This window comes from Celeribacter halophilus, from assembly GCF_018860305.1.
Classification (GTDB): Bacteria; Pseudomonadota; Alphaproteobacteria; order Rhodobacterales; family Rhodobacteraceae; genus Celeribacter; species Celeribacter halophilus_A.
On record NZ_JAHKPE010000012.1, the window covers coordinates 23,121 to 40,835 of the forward strand.

A 17,715-nucleotide genomic window follows, 5' to 3' on the forward strand; every position below is an offset into this window, starting at 1 on the left:
TGATGAGACAAGTAGAAGTGGCCGTAATCGGAACGGGCTGGTGTGGCGGTATGCGTGCGGAATCCTTGGCCAAATCCGCACTCGTCGACAAGCTCCATATTTGCGAAATCCGGCCGGAGCGACTGGCCGAGATGAAGGCGCTGACCAATCCGGCGAGCGCGACCTCCGACTATCAGGACATCGTGTCCAATCCTGCCATCGAGGTGGTCTATATCTCCACCACGCCGGAGCCGACCCATTACCCGATTGCGCGAGATTGTCTGAAGGCGGGCAAGCATGTCTTGCTGGAAAAACCTATCGCGATGGAACTGGCCGAAGCCGATGATCTGATCAACATTGCCCGTGAGAAGGGCGTGAAATTTACCATCGGCTATTCCCAAAGGTTCAATCCGAAAATCGCCTGGGCCAAGAAAGCCATCAAGGAAGGCAAACTTGGCAAGGTCGTCAACGTGATGGTCAGCCGTCATCTGTCGCGCAGCCTCGGGTCGCGGATCGCAGGACGGGTAAAGCTGTCGCCTGCGGCAATGGAATCCACCCATGATCTCGACTTCGTCTTTTGGCTTCTCGATGCGAAACCGGTCAAAGTCTATTCGCAGGGTGCCTACGGCTACATGGAGAAACTCAACGGCTCCTATGACTGTATGTGGAACACGGTAAATATGGACAATGGCACTTTGGTCGTGATCGGGGGCGGTTGGAACCTTCCGCCGAGCTATCCCAATTATTGCGCTACATGGATCGAAATTACCGGCACCGAAGGCTCTCTGGTTCTGGATGACACCTCACGCGACAACTGGTTCAACTCGGTCGAAGGCGGCACGCAGTTTCCTATGTCCACCATGCCGGGCGAACATGTGGATCATATGTATGCGGGCCAGATGGGGCCGGAAACGATCCATTTCCTCGAAAGCGTGTTGCTCGACAATGATCCGGTCGTTTCGCCCGAACATGCCCGCATGGTGATGGAAAGCTATCTGGCCGCCGACATTTCGGCAGAGACCGGTGATCCCGTGGACCTTCCGCTTTCCAATCATTCTCTGTCGCTGCTGGCGGATATGATTGCCGCGAAGAATTCCGACGCGGCCTAGCGTTACGGTAAGGGCGCGCGCCGGACGGTTCACGCCCTTGGTCCAATCCGGACAACAGGTTTCAAAGACTTGCCCTGCCGAATGTATCGGCGGGGTCTTTTTTGTGTCGCAGCTTGAGAAATGCCCGTATCGGAACAAATCCCTCGTAGGCAACCTCGAACTCCACGTCCTCTGTGAGAGCATTCCCGCACGGAACGGAACCGCGCAAATCATGCCGCCTCACGACGCATTAGGGCCATAACCATCGGACCGGACGAGAACTCGCCCACCGCGGCCTTGGCAGACAGGCTGCGCAGATAACCACCGGGGGAGCGGATGTCGGAAATTTTCTCAAGCATCGCCGCCAGAACGACAGAAGCTTCCGCCGGTCCCATATTTTGTTTGGCCTCTTCCCACGCAGACGGGGAAATCCCCATCATTGGACGCACCCGTTCTGCCAGCCCTACAAATTCATGCCAGTGTCGCACGCTGCCATCGGCATAGGTCAGGATCTCCCGACAGGATCTGAGCACGAGACCAAGCGGCAGGTTTGGAAGGGAAGGGGTCTTGTCCTCACTTACAGGCACCTCTTCTGTTTCCGGTTCTGTCTGTTCCGGCTCAGCCGCTGCGCTTTTTCCCAATTCTTGGGGAAGTTCAGAATCATATGAGTCTTTAGTTGAATTATGATAGTGATGCTCACTTTGAGACTCTTTGGTGCTCATATTCTCTGTTTCAGAAGGTTCGAGAATGGATCTTGCACGGTCCAAAGCCCCACGCAGTATGTCATACATCTTGTCCAGATCATCACAGGTCAGCTTGCGACGAAGATCACGGGCTGTCAGAGCCGCCAGGTCGGAGAACTGGTCCCAGATAGACAGATCAGGCCGCATCTCGTAGCCATAGACGCTCAGAGCTGCCAGATCACGCCGCATCAGGCTCACAGCCTCGCGCAGACGCTTGAAACGCTCGGCTTCTGCCCTCACCTCTTCGGCGGCCTCGCAGAACTCTGTATAGCGCAAAGCTAGTGGCGAGAGATCGAAACCGTAGACGATCTTGTCCTCCCCAAAACGACGCGCATACCGTTTCCCGTTCGGGCTGTCGCGGCGGATGATCACACCGGCGTGGACCAGATGGCCGAGATGACGGCGCATGGTCGACGCAGGCATCCCGTTCAGGCGCTCGCAGATCGACTTGTTGGACGGATGAACGACCATATCGGTCTCGTTCCCGCCCAGAATGGTGTTCTGATAGAAGCTGACCAGGGCCTGAAGCACCGTCATATCACGATCGGTGAGGCCGAAATGTTCTCGCGCCGCAGAGAGTTCGCGCAGGGCTTCCCATTTGTTCACGCCGCTTGGCGGCAGCGCTGAGGGCTGACGTGATTGATGCTTCAACAAGACAGCATCAATGGTCCGCCGGAACGGCGAGACAGGTGTGTAGTCCATATATTTTTCACGAAGACAAAAATATCCCGTTCCGCGAATCACTTTTGACTTGCGGATGAGAGCTCTGGCCACTACCTTGAGAGTGCTAGAAACAAGTTAGGGTCTCGTAGAGCGTGTCTTTACGGGGCCTTATCTTTTGTCGTGCCGTGCCTCCTTTACTGCTCTGTTGGTTCTTCCCGACGCGTTTTCCAGCGCCGGTGAAGCTCTTGTATGAGGTCTTCGGCTTCCGCCTCGACCCAATCTGCGAATTCCCCGCTCTCAAGCGTGATCGCCACGCCTTTCGACGTGCGCTTCACCACACCGCCGCGCGCGCCATCAACGGTGAGGACACGCGGTTTCGGACGGGCGGGATCGGGGGCTTTGGTGACGGCCTGCGCCGCCTTCTGCTGTGTTGTGACCGCCTTTGACACGGCTTCAAACGCCGCAACAGACAGTTCGTTATTGTCGATGGTGACATCATCGACGACCACAGCCACATTCGCGGAGGTATAGACATCATCGGCAATGCCAATGAGCGCCTCACGATCCGCGCCGGTCTCTTCAATCCCGCGCCCGAGCGCATCCCAACGGGGCCGCCCGATGCCGTGGGCAGGTCCGATCGCACGGATGAGATCGGGGCCGACCATTTCGACAATGGTCAGTGCCATGGAGATCGAAGATTTCGTCACCGTCAGCACCTCGGCCACATGGGCCTGGGTGCCGAAGCCCTGTTCGACCAGTTCTTTGGCAAACAGGGCTTTTTCGATATAGGACAGATCGCGCCGCGCCATGTTCTCGGAGATTTGCGCGCGCACGGCGGCATCATCGTCGAGATTGGCCACAAGGGCACGGATCTTTTCGACCTTCTCGGAAGAGCGGATGGCCTCAAGCCGCCGCCGCCCGTAGACGAGAAGGTAGTGATCGGGAATTTCGGGGTGACGCCGCACAAGGATCGGCACGGTCTGGCCGTTGGCCTCGATGGCATCGCGCAGATCGGCCACGTCATCGGGATCAAGCCGGTCCGACACGCGCTCGTCAATGACCAGCGCCGGATCCAGTTCCCAGACGCGGTGGCTGTCAACCGCATCACGAGCCGAGCGCAGCGCACGGTTGCTCGACATCATCGAGGTCGCCGCAGTTGGCGCCGGCGTGCCCGCCGCCGCGAGACTGTCGAGCATGGACATCCGCTTTTTCTTGCTGCTGGTCATGAGCGCCCCCATGTTTTCTGAATCAAGGCTGCGATCTCGTCATTGACCGCATTGAGGCTTTCAATCGCGCGGTCATAGGTCGAGCGGGTGAAGGCGGAGCGTTCCACCTCGTAAAGTGTCTGTTTGGTCAGACCTGCATCCGAAATCGCGGTGGATTTGAGCATCGGCGCGTTGAGCACCGTCTCGCCATACATGGTGCGCAGAAAGGCCACGATCCGGTTTTGCGGCGCGTCCGAAGGCTCGTAACGGGTGAGCACATAGCGCATCCAGTCATGGGACATATCCGCGCCACTTTCGGCAATCACATCCATCAGATCGGCGGTCATGCGCAGGAATTGCGACATGGACATGACATCCAGCATCTCGGGGTGGATCGTCACCAGAACACCGGTCGAGGCCGACAGCGCCGACATGGTCAGAAAGCCCAGTTGCGGCGGACAGTCGATGACCACCACATCATAATCCCCGTCCACCTGCGCCAGCGCCTCTTTCACGCGGAAGAAGAACAGACCCGCATTGCCCTGCGCCAGCGCGCGCGGGGTTTCGTGTTCGAATTCCATCAATTCGAGGTTGCCGGGGATCAGATCGAGATTGGGAATATAGGTCGGGCGGATGACGTTGCGGATCGGTTCCGGATCGTCATAGCGGATCGCATCGTAAAGCGTTCCGCCGTCAACGAGATCGAACTCCGGCTGCACGCCATGCAGGGCTGTCAGCGAGGCCTGCGGATCGAGATCGATCGCAAGGACGCGGTAGCCCAGAAGTGCGAGCCGTTGGGCCAGATGCGCGGCGGTGGTGGTCTTGCCGGAGCCGCCTTTGAAATTCATCACGCCGATGATCTGCATATGATCGCCGTCACGACGACCGGGCAGGTAATCCCCCGGTTTGCGCGCGGTTTTCTCCAGCAGAACCCGCAGGTCCTGAATGTCCTGCGCGGAATAGAGCCGCCGGTTGCCCGGTGTCAGTTCGGGGGAGGGGCCTTTGCCGTCGAGATGCAGCTTGCGCAGATAGGAGTCATTTACTCCCAAAAGCGCGGCCGCCTCGCCGGACATGAATTTGCGCATGGTTTTAGAGGCATCCGGCGGAAACAGGCTTTCGCGCTGCGAATGCAGCTGGTTGGCCAACCACTCGGAGTGTTGACGGATCACCGCATTCAGATCTTCATGCGTAGAATTGCTCGTCATCTGCTCTCTCTATCTCCGCAGATCGTGGCACATGTCTCTCGGTGTGCCTTGTCTGTCCCTGCGTCTTTGCCTGCTTTTGCGCCTTACAGTCGAACCGTGTTCACGGAAGATGGCGTTTATCGCTTCTTTTCCGTGACTATTGCCAAAAGAGGGGGAGTCGCGCAAGAAGATTCTACATGTAGTGACCACAGAACTGCGGGCTACAACGAAAAACCTGCCCTGAAAGTCCTGTTCGGCTGGATTAGAGACGAATCCGACGCACAGGCGCCAGTTGATGCGAGTCACGGCACAGGACCGGAAGGGCGACGATTCTTGGCCGGAACAGGGTCAAAGCGCATAAACCAAAGCGCATAAAAAACGCCCCGCCAAATCCGGCGGAGCGTAAAATCTTCACAAAACGCCGGAGATTACCAGGAGGTGATCACAGCACCGTGGTAGCTGTCGTCGATAAAAGCTTTGACCTCATCGGAGTGATAGGCCTCGACCAGCGTCTTGACCCACGGTTGATCCTCGTCGCCTTTGCGCACAACGATGACGTTCACATAGGGGCTGTCGGCTTTTTCCATCGCGATGGAATCGTCTTTCGGGCTGAGGCCCGAGGCGATGGCGTAATTGGTGTTGATGATCGCGATCTCTGCATCCGCAAGCGTGCGCGGCAGTTGCGCGGCATCAAGTTCGAGGAATTTCAGCCCCTTGGGGTTGTCCTCGATGTCGAGCGGGCTGGGCACGAGACCCGTGCCTTCGGCCAGCGTGATGAGACCCAAATCCTGCAAAAGCAACAAGGCGCGACCACCGTTGGTCGGGTCGTTCGGGATGGCGACTTTGGCACCGTCTTCGAGATTGGCCAGATCGTCAATCTTGTCGGAGTAAATCCCCATCGGCGTGGTGATGGTGTTGCCGACAACAACCAGTTCAAACCCGCGGTCCTTCATCTGGTTTTCCAGATAGGGAACATGCTGGAAGGAGTTGGCCTCGATGTCCCCATCCGCCAGCGCGGTGTTCGGGATCACATAGTCGGAGAATTCCACTACATCGATGTCGAGCCCCATGGGTGCTGCGACTTTGGCGACTTCTTCCATGATTTCGGCATGTTCGCCGGGGGAAACACCGACCTTGATTTCTTCGGCCATGGCAGCAGAGGCCATCAGCGCCAGAGCGGAGGCCAGAGAGGCGGAAAGGGTTGCAACGCGCAGCATGTGTAATCTCCTTACGATGCGGTTATGAATGGGGAATTATTGGCCACGCCCTTTGGGGGCGCGTTTGTCCACGCGGGTGGCGATCCATTCACCGATGGATTGCACAAGCTGGACGAGAACAATGAGGATCACGACCACAACGGCCATGACATCCGGCATAAACCGTTGATAACCGTAGCGGATCCCGAGATCACCGAGACCTTCGCCGCCCACGGCGCCGACCATTGCCGAGTAACCGATGAGGCTCACCACGGCGAGGGTCAGGCCGAGGGTGATCGCGGGCAGGGCCTCCGGGATCAGGACTTTGCGGATGATCTGGAACGGGGTAGCCCCCATCGCGCGGGCCGCTTCGATCAACCCGCCATCAACTTCGCGAATGGCGTTTTCCACCAGACGCGCGATGAAGGGCACGGCAGCGATGGTCAGGGGCACGATGGCCGCTGTTGTCCCGATCGAGGTGCCCGCAATGGCGCGGGTGAACGGGATGATCGCCACGACCAGAATGATAAAGGGCACGGAGCGGGTGGCATTGACAACGAGGCCCAGAACCTTGTTCACCCAAGGCGCGGAGAGCAACTCGCCGCGTTGGGAAATGGCAAGGAACACACCCAGAGGCAGGCCAAAAAGCGTGCCGAGAAAGGTGGAGATCGCGACCATGTAGAGCGTCTGCCCTGTGGCCTGAATCAAAAGGTTGATGAGATTAGCCGACATAGCCAAGCACCTCCGTCAAAAGCCCGTGGCGTTCGAGATAGGCCCGCGCCTCTTTGCCTCTTTGGGCATCAAGCGACACAAGCAGATTGCCAAACGGCCGCGTTCCGATCTCTTCAACGGCACCAGCGAGAATATTGACCTCGATCCCAAGATCGCGGGTCAACAGTGCGAGCATCGGGTCGGTGGCATGTTTGCCCGCAAAGGTCACACGGATCACTTCCTCGCCACCGGTTTCGGGGCGCTGCTGTGTGATCTTGTCCTTGATAAAGGCCGGAAGCGTCACGCCTGTGACACCGGAGAGGAACGAACGCGTCGTCGGATGTTGCGGGGCGGTGAACACATCATAGGTTGTGCCTGCCTCGACAATATTGCCGCCTTCGATCACCGCCACATGGCTTGCGATGTCACGGACCACGGCCATTTCATGGGTGATCAACAGGATGGTTAGCCCCAGCTCGCGGTTGATGTCTTTCAAAAGCGACAGAACCGTTTGCGTCGTCTCAGGGTCCAGCGCCGATGTGGCCTCGTCCGAGAGCAGGATTTTCGGCTCTGTGGCCAAGGCCCGCGCAATGCCGACACGCTGTTTCTGGCCGCCGGATAGTTCGGACGGATAGCGGTCCGCCTGTGCGGAAAGCCCCACGCGCTCGACCAGATCGGCCACCCGTGCCTTGATGTCGGATGCGGCCATGCCCGCGATTTCCAAGGGCAGGGCAATGTTCTCCGACACGGTGCGCGAGGATAACAGGTTGAAATGCTGGAAGATCATGCCAACGTCACGGCGAATAGTGCGCAGTTTCACGCCTTGGGCCGCGCCCACGTCCTGATCACCCACGAGAACCTTGCCCGACGTCGGACGTTCCAGCCCGTTGACCATCCGCAGCAGCGTGGACTTGCCCGCGCCGGAGCGCCCGATAATGCCGGTGATCGTGCCGGCCTCGACCGTCAGGGACACATCGCTGATCGCGGAAACCGTCCCTCCGCCCGGCTTGGCAAAGGACTTCCCGACACGGTCGAAAATGATGGAGGCGGCTTGGCCGTCATGTGACGTCATGGTTCTGATCCCAAAGGCCCAATTCACAGGTTCTGTTCAAAGCTGCGATAGACATGAATGATCCGGAAGGTTCAAGGTGCCTTTGCCACTTTAACGCCCCTGTGCGCGCCGCGCCTGTCCCAAAAGACGGGAAAAATGCGAAACACCTGTTCCGATGCGCCCGAAACGGTCGCGCCAAAGGCGGGAAGATTCGCGGGGACAGGGGAGAACATTCTTCTTTCTGCGCGCAACTTTGCGGTGCTTTCCCTCGGGCTCCCACCGCAAGACAAAACTCAAGACACGTTGCATCTTTCATTTATGCGCTGCTAAGAAGTCTCAAGAGGTCGTTTTCCCGTCACCCAAGGCGCGATTAACGAAACGGTCTCTTGAGACACCCATTGGCAGAATGCCTAAACTTTGCCCTTTGCGAGGCCGGTCATGCAAAAATGCTTTTGTCTTCCGTCGGAATGCTGGAATTCCACCGGCATTTCAGGGCAAGACCTCTGCACCCCCCTTGCGGCCACAACAGGAAAGCCAAGTCTATGAAATATTTCCTCCACAGCGCAGCTCTGACGCTCGCCCTCAGCACTTCTGCTCTGGCTGAAACGACTCTGACCGTGGCCAACTGGCTTCCGCCGTCACATCCGCTGGTCTCCGAGTTGATCGTGCCGATGACCGAACAGATCAAAGAAGCAACCGGTGGGGACGTGGTGGCCAACATCCTGCCCGCCCCCTTGGGACCGCCCGCGGCGCATTTCGATTTTGCCGTGAACGGTGTGGCCGACATCACCTTTGGCGTGCAGGGCTACAATCCGGGGCGGTTCAAGACCACCAGCCTCGTCGAATTGCCCTTCCTCTCCGACAGTGCCGAGGCGCTTTCTGTCGCCTACTGGCGCATCTTTGACGAGACCCTGCGCGAGGCGGGCGAATATGATGATGTGAAGGTTCTGGCGGTTTTCAGCCACGGGCCGGGCGAAGTCTTTTTCAAAGACGCCGACCCGACCTCGCCGGACCTGATGCAGGGCACCAAATTGCGCGTGGGCGGCGGGATCGTTCATGAGATCGTCTCCGCTTTAGGGGCCGTGCCAGTCGAAGGGCCATCGTCGAAATCCTACGAGCTTTTGAGCCAAGGCGTCGCGGACGGTATCCTTTTCCCCTATGAATCCGTGAGCTTTTTCAAACTCATCCCCGAACTGCCCATTGGCGTCTCTGTGCCGGGCGGGCTGTATAACACCTCTTTCTATATCGTCATGAACAAGGCGAAATGGGAAAGCCTGAGCCCCGAAAACCAAGCGGCGATTGACAGTGTGACCGGCGAAGCGCTTGCGCGGATGGCCGGTGAAATGTGGGACCGTGCCGATGCTGCGGGTCTTGCCGCGATGGAAGGTCAGACGACCATAACGCCTGCGACCGAGGAACAAATGGCCGCGTGGACCGAGGCGCTCCAGCCCGTGTTTGACGCGAAACTTGCCGAAGTCTCGGAAACCGGTCTCGACGGCCCCGCCATTTTCCAAGCTCTCAAGGCAGAAGCCGCGAAGGTGGACATCTCCAAATGAGCCACCCCGCAGACCTGCGGCCCGAGACCACACAGGAGGCGGCAGGCATGTCACCTCCTGTCACCTCTTCTGTCGAACCGGTGGCCTCTCTCAAGGCGCTCGGACGCGGTGGGATGGTGCTGGCCGCGCTCGGCGGGCTGCTTTTGACGGCGATGATGGGACTGACCGTCGCGGATGTGATCGGCCGCTACCTGTTCAACGCCCCGATCAAGGGGGCCGCCGAAATGACCGAAGTGCTGCTCTGCGCGACGATCTTTCTCGGACTGGGGGCTGTGTCCCTGTCCGACGATCATGTGGTCGTTGATCTCGTCACCGACAGACTGCCCGATGCGATCCAGCCCTATCGCAAATTCGCGATTGGTCTGTTCTCTGCCGTGGTGCTGTTCGTGGTGGCATGGCGGGTCTGGATCTATGCGGGCCAGATCGGCGGCTATGGCGGGACCACCACCAATCTGGGCATTCCGATTGCTCCGCTGGGTTATTTCTGCGCGATTTGTGCCTTTGCGGGCGGGATCATCACCGCGATTGTCTCCGGCATTATGCCTGTGCTTGCCCTGTTCGGACGGCGGCGCACAGATCGCGCGCAGAGCACACACGACAAAAGCACACCCGAAGGATAGACGATGGAAAACTGGCCGTTTGGCATGGCGGTGCTTGCCCTTATGTTGTTTCTCGGTGTGCCGATCTCCTTTGCCCTGACGGGTGTGGGGCTTGTCGGCGTCGCAGCAATTATCGGCTGGACGCCTGCGCTATCGCTTCTGGGGTCCGTGTTTTTTGACAACGGGCGCGATTATTCCCTCTCGGTTCTGCCACTGTTCCTTCTGATGGGGAATTTCGTTGTGCAATCGGGCATCGCCTCCGAACTATACACCTCCGCCTATGCGTGGTTGCGGCACCGCAAGGGAGGATTGGCCACGGCAACCGTGGTGGCCTGCGGCGCGTTTTCCTCGGTCTGCGGCTCGTCTATGGCCACGGCGGCAACAATGACGCGGATCGCTTTGCCCTCGATGCGCAAGTTCGGCTATCCGGACCAGCTTTCCACCGCTTCGATTGCAGCGGGCGGCACACTCGGCATTCTCATCCCGCCCTCGGTCATTCTCGTGTTTTACGGCATCATGGCGCAGCAGGACATCGGCAAACTCTTTCTGGCCGGTCTCATCCCCGGGCTGATCGGCATCATCGGCTATGCCATGGCCGTGCGTCTCTCGCTGCATTTGCGCAAGATCGACCTGCCGACAGAACCAAAACTGCCGCTGCTCGACCGCATCCGCGCACTCAAGGGCACAGCGGGGGCGATTGTCCTGTTCGCCTTTGTCATGGGCGGGATCTATTTCGGCGTCTTCACCCCGACCGAAAGCGCCGGCATGGGGGCAGGGGGCGCCTTCCTGCTTGTCGTCCTCTCCGGCAAGTTCACATGGGCCAGCTTTCTCAGCGTGCTCTATGACACGATGAAAACCACAGCGATGATGTTCTTCATCCTCTTTGGCGCACTGACCTTTTCCAATTACGTTAATATGTCGGGCATGACGGGGGATATTCAGAATTTCCTCTCCGTCTTCGGAGAAAGCCGGCTCGCCTTCATCCTGATTATCCTGTGCATCTATCTGGTGCTAGGCTGCGTACTGGAGAGCCTGTCGATGATCATGCTGACCGTGCCGGTGTTTTTCCCGATTGCGGCGGCCCACGGGATTGATCTGATCTGGTTCGGCATCTTTGTCGTCATGGTGACGGAAATCTCTTACATCACACCGCCCATAGGGATGAACGCCTTCGTGCTGCGCTCTGTCGTTCCCGACGTGAAACTGGGCACGATCTTTAGCGGTCTCCTGCCTTTTGTTGTCATGGACATCCTGCGCATCGCGCTGGTGACAGCGATCCCCGGTCTGGTCTTGTTTCTAACCTGACCACCGCCCTGTCGTCAGAGCAAGACACAGCCACCCTCCCAGATTGATTCTGATGTGAAAAGCACGGCTTTCGAGCCTGTGCTTTGCGCATGTTTTCACAACGGATTTTTACAGCATATTTGTAATTTCTGTATCAGAATTACGGGAGAATTCCCCGATAAATTGCGAATTATAGCACTCATAAGTTAACAACTATGGACAAATATAACAAATCGGGCTACTCATAGCCTCAACACCAGCGATGGAGTTTGGGAGGAGCTGATGTGTTGAACCGTGCGACGGGCGCTTTGCGCCCTTTTGCGGATCATCAACGGACCCTCTGACATAGACCGGCATTGAATTGCTTTGATGCGAGCCCCTGCGGGCTCGAAAAAGGACACATCCGGCCGAGCAGGGCCGCACCTGAGGGAAGAAATCATGAGTGATTACATTTTATCTGACGAGACGCGCGAGAAGCTGATGAAAGTCTCCACCGCCTCCGTCGCCACGGCGCTCTATAAACGCGGGCTGCGCAACCAGTTTGTGCAAGGCGTGGTGCCCATCGGGGACAAGCCGGTGACGATGGTCGGTCAGGCCTTCACCCTGCGCTACATTCCGGCACGCGAGGATCGCAACCCGATCACCGTCTTCCGCGAGCGCGACCACAAACAGCGCGTCGCTGTCGAAACCTGCCCTGAAGGTCATGTGCTGGTGATGGATGCGCGCAAGGACAGCCGCGCGGCCACCGCCGGTTCGATCCTTGTCACACGTCTGCAGATCCGCGGCGCGGCCGGTGTGGTCTCCGACGGTGGGGTGCGTGACGCCGCAGGCATCGCCGCACTCGACATGCCCGCCTATTTCGCCCGCCCCTCCGCGCCGACCAACCTGACGCTGCATGAGGCGATCGACATCAACGTGCCGATCTCCTGCGGTGACGCGGCTGTGTTTCCGGGAGATGTGATGCTCGGCGATGGTGACGGTGTGATGGTGATCCCCGCGCATCTGGCCGACGAGATCGCAGAAGAGTGCACCGGCATGGAGTCCTATGAGGATTTCGTTCTGGAACAAGTCAATCAAGGCGCCGGTATCATCGGGCTTTATCCGGGCACGGATGAAGAAAATCTCGAAAAATACAACGCATGGCGCGAACGTGAAGGACGCTGAACAATGAGCTATACACCGCATGGATGTCACCTGATCGCAGGTGAGAAAATCGCAACCGACACACAGTTTTCCTCCGCTCCGGCCACAGGTCAGGCCTTTGATTTTTCGGCCGGAACGCCGGAGCTTGTGGCGCAAGCCTGTGTGGCCGCCCATAAGGCATTCGCCGGATTTGCCGCCACGACACGCGAAGCGCGCGCTGTGCTTCTGGAGACCATTGCCGACGAGATCGACGCCCGTGGTGACGCGATCACCGAAATCGGCAGCGCGGAAACCGGCCTGCCGGAAGGCCGCCTTGTCGGCGAGCGCGGTCGCACGACCGGCCAGTTGCGCCTTTTTGCAACGCATATCCGCAATGGTGACTATCTCGACCGTCGCCATGACGAAGCCCTGCCGGAGCGCCAGCCGCTCCCGCGTCCCGATCTGCGCATGATGCAGCGTCCTATCGGGCCTGTGGCCGTGTTTGGCGCGTCCAACTTCCCCTTGGCCTTCTCTGTGGCCGGTGGCGATACGGCGGCGGCTCTGGCTGCGGGTTGTCCGGTTGTGGTCAAAGGCCACGGTGCGCACCCTGGCACGGGTGAAATCGTAGCCGACGCCATCACCGCTGCGGTCAAATCCTGCGGAATGGACGCCGGTATTTTCAGCCTTGTGCAGGGCGGAAGCCGTGCCGTGGGCGAGGCGCTTGTCACCGATCCACGGATCAAGGGTGTGGGCTTCACCGGCAGCCTCGGCGGCGGGCGTGCGCTCTTCAACCTGTGCGCAGCGCGGCCCGAGCCGATCCCGTTCTTCGGCGAGCTTGGCAGCGTTAACCCGATGTTTGTCCTGCCGGAAGCGGCAGCCAACCGTGGTGAAAAACTCGGTGCGGACTGGGCCGGAAGCCTCACGATGGGCGTTGGTCAGTTCTGCACCAACCCCGGAATTGCGCTTGTGGTGGAAGGCTCCGACGCGGATCAGTTTGTGACCGCTGCGAAAGCAGGTCTCGAAGCTGTGAGCGCACAGACCATGCTAACTGATGGCATGGCGGAGGCTTATCGCAACGGCGCTCGCCGCGTGGCCGAAGGGGCAGGGGTCAAATCCCTGTTGACCACCTCTTGCGAAGGCCGCGATGCTGCGCCCTATCTCTTTGAAGTCTCCGCCGCCGACTGGCTCGCGGACGAGGTTCTGGCCGAGGAGGTCTTTGGCCCGCTCGGTCTGGTGATCCGCGTGAAAGACGCCGCACAGATGCTGGAAATTGCCGAAAGCTTCAAAGGGCAGCTCACCGCGACGCTGCAAATGGATGACGGCGACATCGACTTCGCCCGTGACCTTTTGCCGATCCTTGAGCGCATGGCCGGACGGGTGCTGGCCAACGGCTTCCCGACAGGTGTCGAAGTCTGCGACACGATGGTTCACGGCGGCCCCTATCCGGCCAGCACGAATTTTGGCGCAACATCGGTCGGCACATTGTCGATCCGCCGCTTCCTGCGCCCCGTTTGCTACCAGAACCTCCCCGAGGCGCTCCTCCCCAAGGATCTTCTGTCGGTCTAACCTTCAGATCATCCCGCCTCCGGTCCGCCGTTACACTCTATCGTGATGGCGGACCTCTTTATTGCGCCAAGGCTTCCTTACAGGCCGCTGACCGCGCATAAGAGGGAAACTCGCGAGCGCAGCAAGATCGCGAGAATCGCATCAAAGCCCATTTACATATTTTTGCAACTAAACCGCGCAGATCGCCTAATTCACCAAATTTAAGGGATTTTCGTAAATAAATACGCTTCGAATGTGGCAAATTCGTAAAAATAGGTAAACTTTTTCGTTGATTTGTAAAATCAGTCTTGTAGAGTAAATCAAGGTTCACAGGCACCTTCGGGCGCATGTGTTAAGAGGGAGAGCTTCGGCTCGAAAAGAGGGAGGATTTGAGTGCTCGCGCCTGCGCGGGCATGAGGTGCACCACGGTTGCATGCATCTGACAGGAAGCCGGCGCAGTTCACCGCCACATCCCGTCCAATTTCTAAAGCTCATGTGAGGTCGAAACGGTTTCAGACCTTGCATCTGCGCAACATGACCACCCTGATCCATAAGCAAATGACTGGTACGATACGCCACTCTGCCGCCGCCGGATCAGGTCACCCGCCAGACGCATCGCGTCGGCATCATCTGTGATAGGAGGAACAGATATATGTTTTCCAAAGGCCTGAAAAACACACTCAAGCTGGCGCTCGGCGCCTGTATTGTCGGAACATCCGTTGCTGCGGCCGATTTCCCGACCCGCGACATTCGCCTGATCGTGCCGTGGCCCGCTGGCGGCGGCGCTGATGCGATTTCGCGCAAGATCAGCAACATTGCCGAACAGGATCTGCCCAAATCGATCTATGTCGAAAACATCGCAGGCGCGGTTACGGCAACAGGTCTGGTCCAGATGACAAGCGCGCGCCCCGACGGTCACACAGTCGGCGTTCTGACCTATGACAGCGTCATCACCTTGCCGCGCGGCCAGATGGTTCCGGGCTATGGTCTGGAAAACATGAAGCTGATCGCCCGCATCACCAGCGAAGCCGATGCCATCGTCGTCTCGAAACATTCCGGCATCAACACCTTTGAAGAGCTGGTTGAAAAGGCCAAAGCCAACCCCGGCAAAGTGCGCGTCGGCGTGGCTCCGAAAGGCTCCGGTCCCTATCTTTCGGCTTACCAGCTTGAAAGCCTGCTGGATGTCGACTTCAACGTGATCACCTATGCCGGTTCGTCCAGCGCAGAAGCCGAAGCGCTTCTCTCCGGTGAACTGGATGCGGCGATTTCCAGCCTTGGCGATTTCAGCGGCATCATCGAGTCCGGCGACGCCAAAGGCGTGATCGAACTGACTTCCGTGCAGAACATGACCTACACCGATGTGCCGACAATCAGCTCCAAGGGCTATGATCTGCAAACCGGTAGCTTCATTGTTCTGGCCGCACCGAAGGGCACGCCCGACGAAGCCGTTGAAGTGATCGAAAGCGCCTTCAAAACCGCCTATGACAGCGAAGAGTTCCAAAGCTGGCTCGCTCAGGTTGGCGTGACCCCGGACTGGCTCGGCTCTGACGAGGTGAACGGCTGGGTGGATGCGCTTCAGGAGAAAACCTTCTCCCTGATGGACGACCTGAACCTGTAATCTGTCAGGCTACACATGTCTCCGACCGGTGTTCCATGCCGCGTCGGGGGCATCACCTCTCAAAGGCTCTGCAAAAGCCGCAGTTGACTCGCAGACGCCGCGCGTTTGCTCAAGACCCACCCCACATCGGGAGAAAACGATGTTCTTAAACAGGCAAAACTCCTTTCTCTTTCTCATTCTTGCCGTGTCTGTCGGATATCTTGTCTCGGCCATGAGCCTCGGCGCACCCGTCGCAGAAAGCGGTTTGACCCCCTCGTTCTTTCCCATTCTCGTAGGGGCGGCGGCGATCCTTTTTTCCACCATTCTCATCGTGCAGAACCGGCGGGAAACATCCGGAAAAACCGTATCTGACGCACCACGGGTCTACACCCATCTCTGGGTCATTGCGGCCATTTTCGTCTATATTATGGCCTTCCGGACGGTGGGATATTTCATCTCCTCCGGCCTGTTCGTCTTTGCCTTGATCGTGATTTTCTCCTCTGTGGAGAAGCTCGTTTTGAAGGCAGTGATTTCGGCAGCGATTGTCGCAATCTGCTATGTCATGTTCCAGAAACTGTTCGGGGTCCGTCTCCCGACCCTGTGGGGGTGAACCATGGATTTTATTTTTCAAGTCTTCGGCAGCTTTTCCCTACTGCTTGATCCGTTCAACATGACCTATGTCGTGTTGGGCTTTGTGATCGGCACGATCTTTGCCGCCATTCCGGGCCTGACCGCGACGCTGGCGATGGCCCTGCTTTTGCCGCTGACCTACTCGCTCAATGTCGAAACCGCGCTGATGGCCTGTGCCAGTATCTATATGGCCGGTATGTGTGGCGGTAGCATCACGGCCACCACGATCAATATTCCCGGTGCGCCATCTTCGATGATGACCGCTCTGGACGGTTACCCGATGCAACAGGAAGGCAAGGGTGCGCTGGCGCTCGGCCATGCGGCTTTGGGCTCTATGTTCGGCGGAGCTGTAGGGGCTTTGCTCCTGATCGCGGTCGCGCCATTTGTTGCGGAACTGTCTCTACTGGTGAAAACCACGGGTAAGTTCTCCCTGCTTGCCTTTGCGCTTATCGTTGTGGTGATTGCACAGCGCGGACAGGTTGCGAAAGCCGGTCTGGCAGCCTGTATCGGGTTGATGCTGGCCACGGTTGGTCTGGATGCAATGGAGCCGATCACGCGCTTCACCTATGGCAACAGCAACCTCACCGCCGGTATCGCGCTGATGCCTGTCATCATCGGGACATTCGCCATTGCCGAAGTCCTGATGCAGGCCTTTGCCCCCGGAGACGAGAAAGCCACGAAAGCCGCCGCCGACAAGGTGAAAATCCGGCGTCGGGACTTTATCCCGCCGTGGTCGGACATTCGCAAAATCGGCTTTGTCTGCTACTTCAAATCCTGTCTGATCGGCTATTTTGTCGGCACATTGCCGGGGGCCGGCGGGTCGATGGGCTCTTTTCTGGCCTATACAGAAACCGTGCGCACCTCTGACGAACCGGAGACTTTCGGCAAAGGCAATCCGAAGGGCATTGTCGCCTCGGAAAGTGCCAACAATGCGGTCTGTGGCGGGGCGATGGTGCCGATGCTGACCTTCGGTATTCCGGGCGATCCGATCACCGCGATCATGCTGGGCGTGCTTGTCATCAACGGCATCCAGCCGGGTCCGCAGCTTATGGCCGATCAAGCTGGTCTGATTGCGCCGATGCTGGCCGCGCTGCTGTTCAGTGCTGTTTTCCTCATCCCGCTGACGCTCTATCTGATCGGGCCGTATTTCATCAAGATCGTGTCCATCCGCAAAGATGTTCTCTACGCGGTGATCGCGCTTCTGGCGATTGTCGGCAGCTATGTGGCGACCTACTCGACCTTCCAGATGTTCATGGCTCTGGCGATGGGGGTGCTGGCCTTCTATCTGCGGCGCAACGGCTTCCCTGTCATCACCATGTTGCTGGGATATATCCTCGGGCCGAACCTCGAAGAATTCCTGCGGCGGTCGCTGGCGCTTTCCAATGGTGACCCGACGACTTTTGTGACAAATATGGACAGCCTGTTCTTTGTGCTGCTAACTCTTGTGTTCGTCTATTTTCTGGTCATTCGCAAACCGGCCCGAAATCCGAGCGTCGAAGCATAGAGGACCACTGACACGCCGGACCTATGGTGCAAACGGGTCCGGCGACGATATTGAACGA

Annotated in this window: 15 protein-coding genes; 9 read left to right on the forward strand and 6 right to left on the reverse strand. The window is 58.4% G+C overall.

The features are described from left to right. Positions 1 to 2 precede the first annotated feature (2 nt). Complete coding sequence (locus tag KO492_RS01365) at positions 3 to 1,088, forward strand: Gfo/Idh/MocA family protein (RefSeq protein ID WP_216043330.1); 1,086 nt, start codon at positions 3 to 5, stop codon at positions 1,086 to 1,088. A gap of 209 nt (positions 1,089 to 1,297) precedes the next feature. Here KO492_RS01365 and repC read toward each other — a convergent pair whose 3' ends face one another. The 6 genes from repC to KO492_RS01395 all read right to left on the reverse strand — a co-directional run bounded on the left by repC (position 1,298) and on the right by KO492_RS01395 (position 7,841). Then, positions 1,298 to 2,512: a plasmid replication protein RepC gene (repC, locus tag KO492_RS01370; RefSeq protein ID WP_216043331.1), complete on the reverse strand. Its 1,215-nt coding sequence runs from the start codon at positions 2,510 to 2,512 to the stop codon at positions 1,298 to 1,300. A gap of 155 nt (positions 2,513 to 2,667) precedes the next feature. After that, positions 2,668 to 3,699, reverse strand: coding sequence for a plasmid partitioning protein RepB (gene repB, locus KO492_RS01375; protein ID WP_066598787.1), 1,032 nt, complete (start codon positions 3,697 to 3,699; stop codon positions 2,668 to 2,670). Beyond that, a complete protein-coding gene (gene repA, locus KO492_RS01380) occupies positions 3,696 to 4,883 on the reverse strand; it encodes a plasmid partitioning protein RepA (protein ID WP_066598739.1) in 1,188 nt (395 codons plus the stop codon). The genes repB and repA overlap by 4 nt, the downstream gene beginning before the upstream one ends. 407 nt (positions 4,884 to 5,290) lie before the next feature. Further along, positions 5,291 to 6,079 (reverse strand): MetQ/NlpA family ABC transporter substrate-binding protein, encoded by a 789-nt coding sequence (locus KO492_RS01385; RefSeq protein WP_066598737.1) that lies wholly within the window; start codon positions 6,077 to 6,079, stop codon positions 5,291 to 5,293. Positions 6,080 to 6,115: 36 nt separating this feature from the next. Further along, positions 6,116 to 6,790 (reverse strand): methionine ABC transporter permease, encoded by a 675-nt coding sequence (locus tag KO492_RS01390; protein WP_066598735.1) that lies wholly within the window; start codon positions 6,788 to 6,790, stop codon positions 6,116 to 6,118. After that, on the reverse strand, positions 6,780 to 7,841 hold the full coding sequence (locus KO492_RS01395) for a methionine ABC transporter ATP-binding protein (protein ID WP_066598732.1): 1,062 nt from the start codon (positions 7,839 to 7,841) through the stop codon (positions 6,780 to 6,782). The genes KO492_RS01390 and KO492_RS01395 overlap by 11 nt, the downstream gene beginning before the upstream one ends. 521 nt (positions 7,842 to 8,362) lie before the next feature. On the opposite strand from KO492_RS01395, the gene KO492_RS01400 reads away from it, so the two are divergent. The 8 genes from KO492_RS01400 (at position 8,363) to KO492_RS01435 (ending at position 17,657) form a co-directional block, all read left to right on the forward strand. Next, positions 8,363 to 9,376 (forward strand): TRAP transporter substrate-binding protein, encoded by a 1,014-nt coding sequence (locus KO492_RS01400; protein ID WP_216043332.1) that lies wholly within the window; start codon positions 8,363 to 8,365, stop codon positions 9,374 to 9,376. Continuing rightward, complete coding sequence (locus KO492_RS01405; protein WP_231730453.1) at positions 9,373 to 9,996, forward strand: TRAP transporter small permease; 624 nt, start codon at positions 9,373 to 9,375, stop codon at positions 9,994 to 9,996. The genes KO492_RS01400 and KO492_RS01405 overlap by 4 nt, the downstream gene beginning before the upstream one ends. Before the next feature lie 3 nt (positions 9,997 to 9,999). Beyond that, complete coding sequence (locus KO492_RS01410) at positions 10,000 to 11,280, forward strand: TRAP transporter large permease (RefSeq protein ID WP_216043333.1); 1,281 nt, start codon at positions 10,000 to 10,002, stop codon at positions 11,278 to 11,280. A 417-nt stretch (positions 11,281 to 11,697) separates the two neighbouring features. Then, positions 11,698 to 12,423: a ribonuclease activity regulator RraA gene (locus KO492_RS01415; RefSeq protein ID WP_216043334.1), complete on the forward strand. Its 726-nt coding sequence runs from the start codon at positions 11,698 to 11,700 to the stop codon at positions 12,421 to 12,423. A gap of 3 nt (positions 12,424 to 12,426) precedes the next feature. Further along, positions 12,427 to 13,947 carry an aldehyde dehydrogenase (NADP(+)) gene (locus KO492_RS01420; protein WP_216043335.1) on the forward strand — a complete coding sequence of 507 codons (1,521 nt, stop codon included), beginning with the start codon at positions 12,427 to 12,429 and terminating at the stop codon, positions 13,945 to 13,947. A gap of 631 nt (positions 13,948 to 14,578) precedes the next feature. Further along, positions 14,579 to 15,544, forward strand: coding sequence for a Bug family tripartite tricarboxylate transporter substrate binding protein (locus tag KO492_RS01425; RefSeq protein ID WP_216043336.1), 966 nt, complete (start codon positions 14,579 to 14,581; stop codon positions 15,542 to 15,544). Between the two features lie 139 nt (positions 15,545 to 15,683). Next, positions 15,684 to 16,133 (forward strand): tripartite tricarboxylate transporter TctB family protein, encoded by a 450-nt coding sequence (locus KO492_RS01430; RefSeq protein ID WP_216043337.1) that lies wholly within the window; start codon positions 15,684 to 15,686, stop codon positions 16,131 to 16,133. Positions 16,134 to 16,136: 3 nt separating this feature from the next. After that, positions 16,137 to 17,657: a tripartite tricarboxylate transporter permease gene (locus tag KO492_RS01435; protein WP_216043338.1), complete on the forward strand. Its 1,521-nt coding sequence runs from the start codon at positions 16,137 to 16,139 to the stop codon at positions 17,655 to 17,657. Positions 17,658 to 17,715: the final 58 nt, after the last annotated feature.

Bases quoted from the DNA above. Each gene is read 5' to 3' on its own strand.
- repA (WP_066598739.1), bottom strand. From the start codon at position 4,883: ATGACGAGCAATTCTACGCATGAAGATCTGAATGCGGTGATCCGTCAA.
- repC (WP_216043331.1), bottom strand. From the start codon at position 2,512: ATGGACTACACACCTGTCTCGCCGTTCCGGCGGACCATTGATGCTGTC.
- KO492_RS01395 (WP_066598732.1), bottom strand. From the start codon at position 7,841: ATGACGTCACATGACGGCCAAGCCGCCTCCATCATTTTCGACCGTGTC.
- repB (WP_066598787.1), bottom strand. From the start codon at position 3,699: ATGACCAGCAGCAAGAAAAAGCGGATGTCCATGCTCGACAGTCTCGCG.
- KO492_RS01400 (WP_216043332.1), top strand. From the start codon at position 8,363: ATGAAATATTTCCTCCACAGCGCAGCTCTGACGCTCGCCCTCAGCACT.
- KO492_RS01365 (WP_216043330.1), top strand. From the start codon at position 3: ATGAGACAAGTAGAAGTGGCCGTAATCGGAACGGGCTGGTGTGGCGGT.
- KO492_RS01430 (WP_216043337.1), top strand. From the start codon at position 15,684: ATGTTCTTAAACAGGCAAAACTCCTTTCTCTTTCTCATTCTTGCCGTG.
- KO492_RS01385 (WP_066598737.1), bottom strand. From the start codon at position 6,079: ATGCTGCGCGTTGCAACCCTTTCCGCCTCTCTGGCCTCCGCTCTGGCG.
- KO492_RS01390 (WP_066598735.1), bottom strand. From the start codon at position 6,790: ATGTCGGCTAATCTCATCAACCTTTTGATTCAGGCCACAGGGCAGACG.
- KO492_RS01410 (WP_216043333.1), top strand. From the start codon at position 10,000: ATGGAAAACTGGCCGTTTGGCATGGCGGTGCTTGCCCTTATGTTGTTT.
- KO492_RS01435 (WP_216043338.1), top strand. From the start codon at position 16,137: ATGGATTTTATTTTTCAAGTCTTCGGCAGCTTTTCCCTACTGCTTGAT.
- KO492_RS01405 (WP_231730453.1), top strand. From the start codon at position 9,373: ATGAGCCACCCCGCAGACCTGCGGCCCGAGACCACACAGGAGGCGGCA.
- KO492_RS01415 (WP_216043334.1), top strand. From the start codon at position 11,698: ATGAGTGATTACATTTTATCTGACGAGACGCGCGAGAAGCTGATGAAA.
- KO492_RS01420 (WP_216043335.1), top strand. From the start codon at position 12,427: ATGAGCTATACACCGCATGGATGTCACCTGATCGCAGGTGAGAAAATC.
- KO492_RS01425 (WP_216043336.1), top strand. From the start codon at position 14,579: ATGTTTTCCAAAGGCCTGAAAAACACACTCAAGCTGGCGCTCGGCGCC.